The organism is Pseudomonas sp. 10-1B, from assembly GCF_000935045.1.
Taxonomy (GTDB): domain Bacteria; phylum Pseudomonadota; class Gammaproteobacteria; order Pseudomonadales; family Pseudomonadaceae; genus Aquipseudomonas.
The window spans coordinates 1-13,992 of the sequence record NZ_JYKS01000055.1 but is presented as its reverse complement, the minus strand read 5'-3'; the positions used below and the strand labels follow the sequence as shown (position 1 = coordinate 13,992).

At 62.1% G+C, this 13,992-nt stretch carries 14 protein-coding genes; all 14 read left to right on the top strand.

The window, feature by feature from the left end; all coding sequences use genetic code 11:
* Positions 1 to 63: 63 nt before the first annotated feature.
* The 14 genes from TZ03_RS24305 (at position 64) to TZ03_RS24240 (ending at position 13,862) form a co-directional block, all read left to right on the top strand.
* Entirely contained in the window at positions 64 to 993 is a 930-nt protein-coding gene (locus tag TZ03_RS24305; protein WP_051100930.1) for a chemotaxis protein CheV, read from the top strand.
* A 49-nt stretch (positions 994 to 1,042) separates the two neighbouring features.
* Positions 1,043 to 1,870 carry a protein-glutamate O-methyltransferase CheR gene (gene cheR, locus TZ03_RS24300; RefSeq protein ID WP_051100928.1) on the top strand — a complete coding sequence of 276 codons (828 nt, stop codon included), beginning with the start codon at positions 1,043 to 1,045 and terminating at the stop codon, positions 1,868 to 1,870.
* Positions 1,871 to 2,237: 367 nt separating this feature from the next.
* A complete protein-coding gene (flgB, locus tag TZ03_RS24295; protein ID WP_041505703.1) occupies positions 2,238 to 2,645 on the top strand; it encodes a flagellar basal body rod protein FlgB in 408 nt (135 codons plus the stop codon).
* Between the two features lie 2 nt (positions 2,646 to 2,647).
* Complete coding sequence (flgC, locus tag TZ03_RS24290; protein ID WP_051100925.1) at positions 2,648 to 3,091, top strand: flagellar basal body rod protein FlgC; 444 nt, start codon at positions 2,648 to 2,650, stop codon at positions 3,089 to 3,091.
* Between the two features lie 12 nt (positions 3,092 to 3,103).
* Positions 3,104 to 3,805 (top strand): flagellar hook assembly protein FlgD, encoded by a 702-nt coding sequence (flgD, locus tag TZ03_RS24285; RefSeq protein WP_041505705.1) that lies wholly within the window; start codon positions 3,104 to 3,106, stop codon positions 3,803 to 3,805.
* 28 nt (positions 3,806 to 3,833) lie between these two features.
* Complete coding sequence (flgE, locus tag TZ03_RS24280; RefSeq protein WP_051100922.1) at positions 3,834 to 5,156, top strand: flagellar hook protein FlgE; 1,323 nt, start codon at positions 3,834 to 3,836, stop codon at positions 5,154 to 5,156.
* Between the two features lie 111 nt (positions 5,157 to 5,267).
* Complete coding sequence (locus tag TZ03_RS24275; RefSeq protein WP_051100920.1) at positions 5,268 to 5,459, top strand: hypothetical protein; 192 nt, start codon at positions 5,268 to 5,270, stop codon at positions 5,457 to 5,459.
* Between the two features lie 160 nt (positions 5,460 to 5,619).
* Entirely contained in the window at positions 5,620 to 6,360 is a 741-nt protein-coding gene (gene flgF, locus TZ03_RS24270; RefSeq protein ID WP_041505708.1) for a flagellar basal-body rod protein FlgF, read from the top strand.
* Positions 6,361 to 6,407: 47 nt separating this feature from the next.
* Entirely contained in the window at positions 6,408 to 7,193 is a 786-nt protein-coding gene (gene flgG / locus TZ03_RS24265; RefSeq protein ID WP_041505709.1) for a flagellar basal-body rod protein FlgG, read from the top strand.
* Positions 7,194 to 7,244: 51 nt separating this feature from the next.
* Positions 7,245 to 7,940, top strand: a complete 696-nt coding sequence (flgH, locus tag TZ03_RS24260; RefSeq protein WP_041505710.1) for a flagellar basal body L-ring protein FlgH — start codon at positions 7,245 to 7,247, stop codon at positions 7,938 to 7,940.
* 12 nt (positions 7,941 to 7,952) lie between these two features.
* A complete protein-coding gene (locus TZ03_RS24255; protein ID WP_051100970.1) occupies positions 7,953 to 9,062 on the top strand; it encodes a flagellar basal body P-ring protein FlgI in 1,110 nt (369 codons plus the stop codon).
* Positions 9,063 to 9,073: 11 nt separating this feature from the next.
* A complete protein-coding gene (gene flgJ, locus TZ03_RS24250) occupies positions 9,074 to 10,228 on the top strand; it encodes a flagellar assembly peptidoglycan hydrolase FlgJ (protein ID WP_051100918.1) in 1,155 nt (384 codons plus the stop codon).
* A 12-nt stretch (positions 10,229 to 10,240) separates the two neighbouring features.
* Positions 10,241 to 12,283 (top strand): flagellar hook-associated protein FlgK, encoded by a 2,043-nt coding sequence (gene flgK / locus TZ03_RS24245; RefSeq protein ID WP_051100915.1) that lies wholly within the window; start codon positions 10,241 to 10,243, stop codon positions 12,281 to 12,283.
* Positions 12,284 to 12,296: 13 nt separating this feature from the next.
* A complete protein-coding gene (locus tag TZ03_RS24240) occupies positions 12,297 to 13,862 on the top strand; it encodes a flagellar hook-associated protein 3 (protein WP_051100913.1) in 1,566 nt (521 codons plus the stop codon).
* Positions 13,863 to 13,992: the final 130 nt, after the last annotated feature.

Below are 13,992 nucleotides of genomic sequence, written 5' to 3'. Positions count from 1 at the left end.
CAAAGCCCGTGCCGACTCGCTACCTGAGTTGCAACGAAAGGCTGAAATGTAAAGGAGTCTGGCATGGCGAGTGTTATGGATTCGGTCAACCAGCGCACGCAACTGGTGGGGCAGAATCGCCTGGAATTGCTGCTGTTCCGCCTCAATGGCGAGCAGCTTTACGGCATCAACGTGTTCAAGGTCAGGGAAGTGCTGCAATGCCCTGCGCTTACCCTGTTGCCCAAGGCGCACCCGGTGGTGCGTGGCGTTGCCAATATTCGCGGGGCGACCATCCCGATCCTCGACTTGTCGATGGCCACCGGGTTGCGGCCACTGCAGGAAGACACGCGCAACAGCTTCGTGATCATCACCGAGTACAACACCAAGACCCAGGGCTTCCTGGTGCACTCGGTGGAGCGCATCGTCAACATGAACTGGGAAGAAATCCATCCGCCACCCAAGGGCACCGGCCGTGACCACTACCTGACCGCGGTCACCCGGGTGGACAACCGCATGGTCGAGATCATCGACGTGGAAAAGGTGCTGGCCGAAGTGTCGCCGTCGTCCGAGGCGGTATCGGCCGGGGTGATCGATGCCGAGGTGCAGGACAAGGCCGTGCTGCTGCGGGTGCTGACCGTCGACGATTCGTCGGTGGCGCGCAAGCAGGTCAGCCGTTGCCTGCAGACCGTGGGGGTCGAGGTGGTGGCGCTCAATGACGGCCGCCAGGCCCTGAACTACCTGCGTCAGCTGGTGGACGAGGGCAAAAAGCCGGAAGAAGAGTTCCTGATGATGATCTCGGACATTGAAATGCCGGAAATGGACGGCTATACGCTAACGGCAGAGATCCGCAGCGACCCGCGCATGCAAAAATTGCACATCTGCCTGCATACTTCGCTTTCCGGGGTATTCAACCAGGCGATGGTCAAGAAGGTCGGTGCCGATGACTTCCTGGCCAAGTTCAAGCCGGACGACTTGGCCCAGCGGGTGGTCGACCGGATCAAGGCAACGCATTGAAGCAGCCGGGGCAGGCCCTGGCACCAGTGATTGAAAAGAGGCGGCAGTAGTGTCTACGGGTAATTTGGATTTCGAACAGTTCCGGGTCTTCCTGGAGAAAGCCTGTGGCATCCTGCTGGGCGAGAATAAGCAGTACCTGGTCTCCAGCCGTCTCAACAAGCTGATGGAGCAACAGGGCATCAAGAGCCTGGGCGAGCTGGTGCAGCGCATCCAGGCCCAACCGCGCGGCGGTTTGCGCGAGCAGGTGGTCGATGCCATGACCACCAACGAGACCTTGTGGTTTCGCGACACCTACCCGTTCGAAGTGCTGAAGAACAAGGTGATTCCGGAGTTCATCCGCAACAACCCCGGCCAGCGCCTGCGCATGTGGTCGGCGGCCTGTTCGTCGGGGCAAGAGCCGTATTCCATCTCGATGGCCATCGACGAGTTCGAGCGCAGCAACCTCGGCCAGTTGAAGATGGGTGCACAGATCGTCGCCACCGACCTGTCCGGCAGTATGCTGACCAACTGCAAGACCGGCGAGTACGACAGCCTGGCGATTGCCCGCGGCTTGTCCCAGGAGCGCCTGCAGCGCTACTTCGACCCCAAGGGGCCGGGGCGCTGGGCGGTCAAGCCGGCCATTCGCAGCCGCGTCGAGTTCCGCTCGTTCAACCTGCTGGACAGCTATGCCAGCCTGGGCAAGTTCGACATCGTGTTCTGCCGCAACGTGCTGATCTACTTCTCGGCACAGGTGAAGAAGGACATCCTGTTGCGCATTCACAGTACCTTGAAGCCGGGGGGGTACCTGTTTCTGGGGGCTTCGGAGGCGCTGAATGGGTTGCCGGACCATTACCAGATGGTGCAGTGCAGCCCGGGGATCATCTACCAGGCCAAGTAGGGCAGAAGGCCGGCAGAGAAAGTTGCCGGCCTTTTTGTTTGCCTGTGCTGGCCTCATCGCCGGCAAGCCAGCTCCCACAGATACTGCACAGGGCTTGAGGCTGATGCGGTCGAGGTGGGAGCGGGCATGCCCGCGAAGAGGCCGGTGGAGGAAAATAGCTGACGTCAATTTTTTGTTTTGCCGCTTTTGCCGCCTATCAATTGCCGCTTTCGCCGCTCAAGGCGGAAGGCCTTTGCCGCTTTTCTGGCATCACCCTGACAGCATTCCGTCTCGCAACCCTGTATTTACGGGCTTTTCATTGGTTGGCACAGCCCTTGCTATACCTTGCCCAACGATATTCCGGTCAACCTCCGAAGGTTTCCCCGACATGAGCATCAGCTTCGACAAGGCGCTTGGCATTCACGAAAAGGCCCTGGGCTTCCGCGCCCAGCGCGCTGAAGTGCTGGCCAACAACATCGCCAACGCCGACACGCCCAACTACAAGGCGCGTGACATGGACTTCGCCTCGGTGCTCGCCGCCGAAAGCGACAAGCAGCAGAGCGGCCGCTTCAGCCTTGAACGTACCAACAGCCGCCACATCGAGGCCGATGGCCTGGCCATGGCCGACGATACCCTCAAGTACCGCACGCCGCTGCAGCCTTCGATCGACCAGAACACCGTGGACGCGCAGATCGAGCAATCGAACTACACCGAAAACGCCATCGGCTTCCAGGCCAGCTTCACCTTGCTCAACAGTAAATTCAAAGGGCTGGTTTCGGCCCTGCGGGGAGAATGACCATGTCCCTTTCCAGTGTCTTCAACATTGCCGGTAGCGGCATGAGTGCGCAGAACACGCGCCTGAACACCGTCGCTTCCAACATCGCCAACGCCGAGACCGTGTCTTCGAGCATCGACCAGACCTACCGCGCGCGCCACCCGGTGTTCGCCACCACCTTCCAGAATACCCAGGCCGGCAGCAGCCAGTCGCTGTTCGAAGACCAGGGCGAAGCAGGGCAGGGCGTGCAGGTAAAAGGCATCGTCGAGGACCAGAGCAACCTGGAAGCGCGCTACGAGCCCAATCACCCGGCGGCGAACAAGGACGGCTACGTCTACTACCCGAACGTCAACGTGGTCGAGGAGATGGCCGACATGATCTCCGCCAGCCGTGCGTTCCAGACCAACGCCGAGCTGATGAACACGGCCAAGAGCATGATGCAGAAAGTGCTGACCCTGGGGCAGTGATAGGAAGCCGACATGACCACCACCAATTCCACCAGCGATGTCGGTAGCGCTTACCTGACCTCGCTGCAGAAACAGCAAAGCAAGAGCAATGACAATACCGGCGCTGCCGGCAGTGCCTTGGGCAAGGATGCGTTCCTGCAGTTGCTGGTTACCCAGATGCAGAACCAGAACCCGCTCGATCCGCAGGAAAACGGCGAGTTCGTGGCCCAGCTGGCGCAGTTCAGCAGCCTCGAAAGCATGCAGTCGCTCAATGATTCGGTGCTGTATATCGCTGCCGGGCTGCAATCTTCCCAGGCTCTGCAGGCCTCGTCGCTGGTCGGGCGCAATGTGATCGTCGAGACCGACAAGGCCGTGGTCGACACCAGCAAGGACTTCCAAGGCTCGGTCAACCTGACCTCGTCCAGCACTGCCACCTCGGTGGGTGTGTACGACAAGGACGACAAGCTGGTGCGCACCATCGACCTGGGTAGCCAGAAGGCCGGCAAGATCGATTTTACCTGGGATGGCCTGGATGACGATGGCGAGGCGCTGGCCGCGGGTACTTACACCTTCAAGGCCACCGCTTCGATCGAGGGCACGGCCACGACCATGACCACCAACCTGCCAGCCACGGTCACCAGCGTGACCATGGGCACCAACGGTTCGGAAATGACGCTCAACCTCGCAGGGCTGGGCAGTATTGCGCTTTCCAAAATTCAGAGCATTGGCATCTAGGGCCCAAGCACACCGACAGGAGTAGCACATGTCTTTCAACATCGGCCTTAGCGGCCTCTACGCAGCGAACAAGGCCCTGAACGTTACCGGCAACAACATTGCCAACGTCGCCACCACCGGTTTCAAATCGTCGCGCGCCGAGTTCGCTGATCAGTATTCCAACTCCGTCCGTGGTACCAGCGCGGGCAAGACCGTGATTGGTAGTGGCGTGAAGACCGCTGCGGTGTCGCAGTTGTTCACCCCGGGCAACATCAATGGCACTGGCCAGGCGCTGGACATGGCCATCGATGGCAACGGCTTTTTTGCCCTGAACGACAACGGCTCGAAAATCTACACCCGTGCCGGTGCCTTCTACAGTGACAAAGATGGTTATGTGGTCAGCTCCTCGGGTGCCAAGCTGCAAGGTTATGCAGTAGATGGCAACGGCAAGATCATCCAGGGTGTTCTCACCGACCTGCAGATCGATACTTCGAACCTGACGCCGAACCCGACTGGGCGTATTTCCGAGACGGTCAACCTGAATTCCAGCGCAACTGCGCCGACCGAGACGCCGTTCGACCCGACCAACGTCAACACGTACAACTACACATTCAACACCGACGTGTATGACAGCCAGGGCAATGCGCACCAGCTGAATCAGTATTTCGTCAAGGATGCCGGCAGCAACTCCTGGACCATGTATACCACCGTCGATGGGCGCAACCCGGCTGATCCGACTCAGACGACGCCGCTGGTCAATACCCTGCCGTTCAAGTCCGATGGCACCCTGGATACCGCTGCGATGACTGCGGGGCCGGTGCCTGGTGGTCTGGCCATCAATGCCAACAAGTCCTTCAACCTGGATGGCTGGATTCCGGCGCAAAAAAATGCCGCCGGCGTATGGGCTGCCAACGGCGCGATCGCGCATGCTTCCGGGGTGAACATGGATATGCTGGGTACCACCCAGTACAACGCCGCTTCCGCCACCACCGCCAAAAGCCAGGATGGTTTTGCCACTGGTGAGTTGTCGGGCTTGACCATCGATCAGAGCGGTAATCTGTTCGCCAACTTCACCAACGGCCAGGACAAAGTTATCGGCCAGGTGGCCATCGCCAACTTCGCCAACCTGCAGGGCCTGACCCCGATGGGTGGCACCACTTGGAAAGAGTCCTACGCCTCGGGCGTGCCGGTGATCGGCGCCCCGGACACCGGCACCCTGGGCCAGATTGCCGGCGGTGCGCTGGAAGATTCCAACGTCGACCTGACCGGCGAGCTGGTCAACCTGATCAAGGCGCAAAGTAACTACCAGGCCAACGCCAAGACCATCTCCACCGAAAGCACCATCATGCAGACCATCATCCAGATGACCTGATGGTTGTTTTCAATGTGTAAAGGGGCTGCTTTGCAGCCCTTCGCTTGTGTAGGAGCTGGCTTGCCTGCGAAGGGCCGCAAAGCGGCCCCAAATTCTAAAAGGCTAACGCTAATGAAACGGCTGTCACTATTGGCCTTCTTCCCGTTGCTGGCGCTGGTTCTGCCGGCCCCCGCGGCGCCCGCCCCGTTCTACCAATGGCAAAGCCTGGTCACCGGCCGCTATATGTGCTCGGCCCATAACCCGGGCAAAGGCTGGGTGCGCCATGCCGGCCCCTACAACAACGCGGCCTGCCGCAGCCATTGAACAAACCCTTGCCGCAGGCGGCAAATATCCGCCGACAAACTGACGGTCATTGCCCCTGGCTGAGCTGCAAGCCCCGTAAACCGGGCGTTTCAGACTTGGTTCGATTATTGCTTTGGATCTGCCCAGTGACAGCGCGGCAGGAACGCGCAGAGGAGATGCTGTGGACAAACTGCTTTATGTGGCCATGACCGGCGCCAGCCAGAACGCGCTGGCGCAGAAGGCCCACGCCAACAACCTGGCGAATGTTTCCACCAACGGTTTTCAGCGCGACCTGGAGCAGGCGCGTTCGATGCCGGTGTTCGGCGACAGCTTTCCGGCGCGCGCCTTTGCGATGACTGAACGCCCGGCCACCGACTTCAGTGAAGGGCCGATGGTCGAAACCGGTCGCGACCTGGACGTGGCCGTGACTGGCAAGGGTTTCATTGCTGTGCAGGCACCGGACGGCAGCGAAGCCTACGTGCGTACCGGCAGCCTGAATATCGACGCCCTGGGCGTGCTGCGTGCCGGCAACGGCATGCCGGTGATCGGCAATGGTGGCCCGATCGCCATTCCGCCAGAGCAAAAGGTGGAAGTGGGTGCCGACGGCACCATCAGCATTCGCTCCATGGGTGAAGACCCGCGAGTGATGGCCGAGGTCGATCGTATCAAGCTGGTCAATCCCGATACCAAAGGCCTGACCAAGGGCCTGGACGGTCTGATCCATACCCGTGACGGCCAGCCGGCCGACGCCGACGTCAACGTGCGGGTGGTAGCAGGCTTCCTGGAGGGCAGCAACGTCAACGCCGTAGAGGAAATGACCTCGGTGCTGGCGCTGTCCCGTCAATTCGAACTGCACGTCAAGATGATGAACGCGGCCAAGGAAGGCGACGAAGCCATGGCTCGGGTTTTGCAAATCGGCTAATCACTTTTGAACGGGTGCCGTAAAACAGGCGCACGAGGAGAACTTACATGCTTCCGGCTCTTTGGGTCGCTAAAACCGGCCTGTCCGCCCAGGACACCAACCTGACGGTCATTTCCAACAACCTGGCCAACGTCTCCACCACCGGCTTCAAGCGTGACCGTGCCGAGTTCCAGGACCTGCTGTACCAGGTCAAGCGTCAGCCCGGCGCCCAGTCCACCCAGGACAGCGAGTTGCCTTCGGGCCTGCAGGTCGGTACCGGTGTGCGCGTCGTCGGTACCCAGAAGAGCTTCACCGCCGGCAGCCTGCAGACCACCGACAACCCGTTGGACATGGCAGTCAACGGCCGTGGTTTCTTCCAGATCCTGCAGCCGGACGGCACGGTTTCGTACACCCGTGATGGTACCTTCCACCTGAACTCCGACGGCCAGATCGTCACCGCTCAGGGCTTTGCCCTGGAGCCTGCGATTGTGGTCCCGAACGATGCGCAGACCTTCACCGTCGGCCAGGACGGCACCGTGTCGATTACTACCGCCGGCAACCCGGCAGCACAGGTGATAGGCAACATTCAGACCGCCGATTTCATCAACCCGGCCGGCCTGCAGGCCATCGGCGACAACCTGTTCCTGGAAACCGCTGCCAGCGGCGCGCCACAAGTCGGCACCCCGGGCCTGAACGGTTTCGGCACCACCCAGCAGCAGACCCTGGAAAACTCCAACGTCAGCACCGTGGAAGAGCTGGTGAACATGATCACCACCCAGCGCGCCTACGAGATGAACTCCAAGGTCATCTCCACCGCCGACCAGATGCTGTCGTTCGTTACTCAACAGCTCTAAGGCCGGCAGCTCTAAGCCTGGCAGTTTTATTGCACCCGTGAGGTAAGCGTCATGAATCGTCTGTTGTCCGTTTTCGCCCTGGGGGGGGCGGTGTTGCTGGCAGGTTGCGTCGCGCCGACGCCCAAGCCCAACGACCCGTATTACGCGCCGGTTCTGCCGCGCACCCCGTTGCCGGCAGCGGCCAACAACGGTTCGATCTACCAGGCCGGTTTCGAGCAGAACCTGTACAGCGATCGCAAGGCGTTCCGGGTGGGTGACATCATCACCATCACCCTCAACGAGAAAACCTCGGCGAGCAAGAACGCCGGTTCCCAGATCCAGAAGAACAGCAACGCCAACATCGGCCTGAGCTCGCTGTTCGGCAGCACGCCCAGCACCAACAACCCGTTCGGTAGTGGTGACCTGTCGCTGGAAGCCGGCTACAGCGGCGAGCGCGCCACCAAGGGCGACAGCAAGGCCACCCAGGGCAACACCCTGACCGGTTCGATCACCGTGACCGTGGCCGAAGTGCTGCCCAACGGCATCATCGCCGTGCGCGGCGAGAAGTGGCTGACCCTGAACACCGGCGAAGAGCTGGTGCGCATCGCCGGCATGGTCCGCGCCGACGACATCGCCACCGACAACACCGTGCCGTCCACCCGCGTGGCCGACGCGCGCATCACCTATTCCGGTACCGGCTCGTTCGCCGATGCCAGCCAGCCCGGGTGGCTGGACCGCTTCTTCATCAGCCCGCTTTGGCCTTTCTGAGTACGGATGACCATGTTCAACGTGAGGCAGCTGATTGCCGCAACCCTGCTCCTGTCCTGTGCCTTCGCTGCCCAGGCCGAACGCCTGAAGGACATCGCCAGCATCTCTGGCGTGCGCTCCAACCAGCTGATCGGTTACGGCCTGGTGGTGGGCCTGAACGGCACGGGTGACCAGACCACGCAGACGCCGTTCACCCTGCAAACCTTCAACAACATGTTGTCGCAGTTTGGCATCAAGGTGCCGGCCGGCTCCGGCAATGTGCAGCTGAAAAACGTCGCGGCGGTGTCGGTGCATGCCGACCTGCCGGCGTTCGCCAAGCCTGGCCAGGTGGTGGACATTACCGTGTCGTCGATCGGCAACTCCAAGAGCCTGCGCGGTGGCAGCCTGTTGATGACCCCGCTCAAGGGTATCGACGGCAACGTCTACGCCATCGCCCAGGGCAACCTGGTGGTGGGGGGCTTTGACGCCGAGGGCCGTGACGGCTCGAAGATCACCGTCAACGTTCCGTCGGCCGGGCGCATCCCGGGTGGTGCCAGCGTCGAGCGTGCCGTGCCGAGCGGCTTCAACCAGGGCAATACCCTGACCCTGAACCTCAACCGCCCCGACTTCACCACTGCCAAGCGCATCGTCGACAAGGTCAACGACCTGCTCGGCCCAGGTGTGGCACAGGCCGTGGATGGTGGCTCGGTGCGGGTCAGTGCACCGATGGACCCAAGCCAGCGCGTGGACTACCTGTCGATCCTCGAAAACCTCGAAATCGACCCGGGCCAGGCGGTGGCCAAGGTCATCATCAACTCGCGTACCGGCACCATCGTCATCGGCCAGAACGTCAAGGTGTCGCCGGCAGCGGTGACCCACGGCAGCTTGACCGTGACCATTACCGAAGACCCGATCGTCAGCCAGCCGGGGCCGTTCTCCAACGGCCAGACTGCCGTGGTGCCACGCTCGCGGGTCAACGCCGAGCAGGAAGCCAAGCCGATGTTCAAGTTCGGCCCGGGCACCACGCTGGATGAAATCGTCCGTGCGGTGAACCAGGTGGGCGCAGCGCCCAGCGACCTGATGGCGATCCTCGAAGCCCTGAAACAGGCCGGCGCCTTGCAGGCCGACCTGATCGTGATCTGAGGACGGCGCGGATGAACAGCAAAAGCCTGGTTTCCGGCAGCGCCGACAGCGGCGCCTACACCGACCTCAACCGCCTCAGCTCGCTCAAGCATGGGGATCGCGACAGCGACGCCAACGTGCGCAAGGTGGCCCAGGAGTTCGAGTCGCTGTTCGTCAGCGAAATGCTCAAGGCCTCGCGCAAGGCCAGCGATGTGCTGGCCGACGACAATCCGATGAACACCGAAACGGTCAAGCAGTACCGCGATATGTACGACCAGCAGTTGGCCGTGAGCATGTCCCGCGAAGGTGGCGGTATTGGCCTGCAGGACGTGCTGGTGCGCCAGCTGACCAAGGGCCGCAGTGCGTCGATCAACACCAGCCCGTTCCCGCGGGGCGAGGCCGGTGGCCCGGCATTGTGGGGCAACAAGGTGGCTGAACCGGTGCATGCCGACGGCACGGCCGCTACCCGCAATGATGTCGCCGCGCTCAACTCGCGGCGCCTGGCCTTGCCGAGCAAGCTCACCGACCGCCTGCTAGCCGGCATCGTGCCCTCGGCGGCCAGCACCAACAGCGCTGCCGTGCCTGCCCGCGATGGCCAGCAGGTGGCCAAGGCCTTTGCCGTGCCGGACAACGGCCTGCGCATTCTCGGCCGTGCCGTAGCCCAGCCACCGCTGGCGCCGAAAAAGGCCTTCGCCGACAGCGACGAATTTGTCGCCACCATGCTGCCGATGGCCGAACAGGCTGCCAAGCGCATTGGTATCGACCCACGCTACCTGGTCGCCCAGGCCGCCCTGGAAACCGGCTGGGGCAAGTCGGTGATGCGCAACAGCGACGGCAGCAGCAGCCACAACCTGTTCGGCATCAAGGCCACCGGCAATTGGCAGGGCGAGCAGGCGAGGGCGATCACCAGCGAGTTCCGCGATGGCCAGTTCGTCAAGGAAACGGCGGCGTTCCGCAGCTACGACTCCTACCAGGACAGCTTCCACGACCTGGTGAGCCTGTTGCAGAACAATTCCCGCTATCAAGAAGCACTGAACTCGGCCGATAACCCGGAGCAGTTTGCAAGAGAGCTGCAAAAGGCAGGTTATGCGACCGACCCGGGCTATGCGAAGAAGATCATCAGCATCGCCCAGCAAATGCAGTCAACCCCGCAGTACGCCATGGCTGGCAGAACCACGAATCTATAAAAGGACTAAATCATGTCGAGCCTGATTTCGATCGGCCTGAGCGGCCTGAATGCCAGCCAGGCGGCATTGTCGGTTACCAGTAACAACATCGCCAACGCCGCGACCAGTGGCTATTCGCGCCAGCAGACGATCCAGGCGGCTGGCCCTTCGCACAACATCGGCGCGGGCTTCCTGGGTACCGGGACCACGCTGTCGGACGTGCGCCGCATCTACAGCGCTTACCTGGACAACCAATTGCAGACCGCCACCTCGCTGCAGGCAGACTCGGTCGCCTTCCAGGACCAGATCACCAGCGTCGACAAGCTGCTGGCCGACCGCGACACCGGCATCAGCTCGGTTCTCACCGCATTCTTCTCGGCCCTGCAGACCGCAGCGGCCAAGCCCGGCGACGTCGCCTCGCGGCAACTGCTGCTGACCCAGGCGCAGACCCTGAGCAACCGCTTCAATGCGGTGAGCACCCAGCTCACCCAGCAGAACGAAACGATCAACTCCCAGCTCGACACCATGGCCGGCCAGGTCAACAAGCTAACCGCCAATATCGCTGAGTACAACAAGCAGATCGCCGCTGCCACCGCCACTGGCAACACCCCCAACAGCCTGCTGGATGCGCGCAACGAAGCCGTGCGCCAGCTCAACGAGTTGGTCGGGGTGACCGTGCAGGAGCGTGACGGCAACTACGACGTATACCTGGGCAGCGGCCAGTCGCTGGTCACCGGCAACAAGGCCAACACCCTATCGGTGCAGCCGGGCGTTGCCGACAAGAGCCAGGCCAGCCTGCGCATCAACTACGAGTCGTTCAGTTCCGACGTGACCTCGGTGGTTACCGGTGGCGCTATCGGCGGCCTGTTGCGCTATCGCCAGGATGTGCTGACACCGTCGATGAACGAGCTCGGTCGCGTCGCCCTGGTAGTGGCCGACAGCATCAACAGTCAGCTGGGCCAGGGTCTGGATGCCAATGGCCAGTTCGGCAGTTCGTTGTTCTCCAGCATCAACAGCGCCACCGCCATTGCCCAGCGCAGCCTGGCTTCGTCCAGCAATAGCGCCGGCTCCGGCAACCTTGACGTCACCATCGCCAACAGCGGCGCGCTGACCACCTATGACTACGAGGTGAAGTTCACCAGCGCCAACCAGTACAGCGTACGCCGCTCCGACGGCACCGACATGGGGAGCTTCGACCTCAACGCCGACCCGGCGCCGGTGATCGACGGCTTCAGCCTGTCGCTGAAGGGCGGCGGCCTGGCGGCGGGGGACAGCTTCAAAGTGATCCCCACCCGTTCGGCGGCGGGCAGCATCACCACCACCCTGACCGATGCCAACAAGCTTGCCTTCGCCGGGCCGATCAGTGCTACGGCGGGCAGTGGCAACAGCGGCACCGGTACCATCACTCAGCCATCGCTGGGCGAAACGCTGGATATCTACGGCGGCGCCGACACCGTGCTGGTACAGCAGGCGATTCGCGACTCGATGCCAGTGCGCGTGGTGTTCGATGCCGCCAGCGGCGGCTCCCAGGGCTACAAGCTGTACGATGCCAAGGGTACCCAGATCGGCACCGGCAGCGTGGTGCCTGGCCAGGACAACAAGCTGTCGGTGGCTGTGCCGATGCTCGATGCTTCCGGCAATCCGATTCTCGATGCCAGCGGCAATCCGCGTACCTTCGCCGTCGAAACCACCATCGGCGGCAGCCCGGCGGCCAACGACAGCTTCACCCTGTCGTTCAATGCCGACGGCAAGGCCGATAACCGCAACGCCAACGCCCTGCTGGACCTGCAGACCAAGTCGACCGTGGGCACCAACTCCGGTACTGGCACCAGCTTTACCTCCGCCTATGCCTCGCTGGTCGAGCGGGTAGGGGCCAAGGCCAGCCAGGCCACCATCGACACCACTGCGACCCAGGCAGTGCTTAAATCCGCCACCGAAAGCCGCAGTGCGGTGTCGGGCGTGAACCTCGATGACGAGGCGGCCAGCCTGGTGAAGTTCCAGCATTACTACACGGCGTCGTCGCAGATCATCAAGGCGGCGCAAGAAACCTTCTCCACCCTGATCAACGCCCTGTAAGGAGTAGCGGACCGTGCGTATTTCAACTGCTCAGTTCTATGAGACCAGCGCCAACAGCTACTCCAAAAACTACTCGGACCTGGCCAAGACCACCGAACAGATCACCTCGAAGTCACGTATCCAGACGGCTGGCGACGACCCGGTCGGTGCTGCCCGTCTGCTGTTGCTGCAGCAGCAAAGCGCCTTGCTGGATCAGTACAGCGGCAACATGACCACGGTCAAGAATGCCCTGCTGCAGGAGGAGAGCGTGCTCTCTACCATCAACGACGCCCTGCAGCGCGCCAGCGAACTGGCCATCCAGGCCGGTAACGGTGGCCTGAGCGATGCCGACCGCACCTCGATCGCCAGCGAGATCAAGGAAATCGAGGCCAACGTATTCGGCCTGCTCAACTCGCGTGACGCCAATGGCGAGTACATGTTCGGCGGCTCGAAGAACGCCAACCCACCTTATGTGCGCAACGCCGACGGCACCTACAGCTACCAGGGCGACCAGACCCAGCTGAGCTTGCAGGTGTCCGACACCCTGCGCCTGGCCACCAACGACACCGGCTACAGCATTTTCGACCAGGCCACCAACAATAGCCGCACCCAATCGAGCCTGCAGGCACCCTTGCCGGATGACGGCAAGGTGTTGCTGTCTGGTGGCCTGCTGACCTCGGCCACCACCTACAGCAACCAGTTCGCCGCTGGCCAGCCTTACACCATCACCTTCACCAGCGCCACCGAGTACAGCGTGCAGGATGCCGCCGGCAATGACATCACCAATGAAACCGCCGGCAAGGGCAAGTTCGACGTCAATACCGAAGGCGGCAAGATGATTTCGCTGCGTGGCGTAGACTTCGAGATCAACCTGAACCTGGCAGAAGGTGACGATGCCGACGCGGTCGTGGCCGGCCATGTATTCACCCTCGAAGCCAAACCGGACACCCTCACCGCCACGCGAAGCGCCGGCAACCCGTCGACGGCGCAGGTGACTGGCACCAGCGTCACCGACCCTGAAGCCTACCGCAGCACTTTCCCCAGCAACGGCGCGGTCATCCGCTTCACCAGTGATACCGAGTATTCGCTGTATGCGCAGCCGTACAGTGCCGACAGCAAGCCGATTGCCACAGGTACGGTAGGGGCTGGCGACGCGGTCACGGTGGCAGGCGTTACCTACCAGTTCGACAGCGCGCCGAAGCAGGGTGACCAGTTCTCGGTGAATGCCAATACCCACCGTACGCAGAACGTGCTGGACACCCTGGGGCAGTTGCGCAGCGCCCTGGAGAAGCCACTCGACTCGCCAGAGGCGCAGGCTGCGCTGAAGGCGGCGACCGACTCGGCGATCTCCAACCTGGCCAGTGCCCGAGACCGTATCGACATCACCCGCGGTTCGATCGGTGCACGGGGCAACTCGCTGGAGATCCAGGCGCAGGAAAACGAAAGCCTGGGTTTGGCCAACAAGAGCACCCAGAGTGCCATTGGCGATACTGACATGGCCTCGGCGACCATCCAGCTGACCTTGCAGCAGGCCATGCTCGAAGCCTCGCAACTGGCGTTTGCGCGCATTTCGCAGCTAAGCCTGTTCGACAAGATCTGATCTGCCTTTCCGAACACCGGGGCTGCTCGCCACGGCATCTTCAGCGCCTGGGAGATCGAGCGCCGCACGCGCGGCGCATCGCGAGCTGGCGCTCGCTCCTACGTTTGTTTCGGGCCAGTGAGGCCTGTGA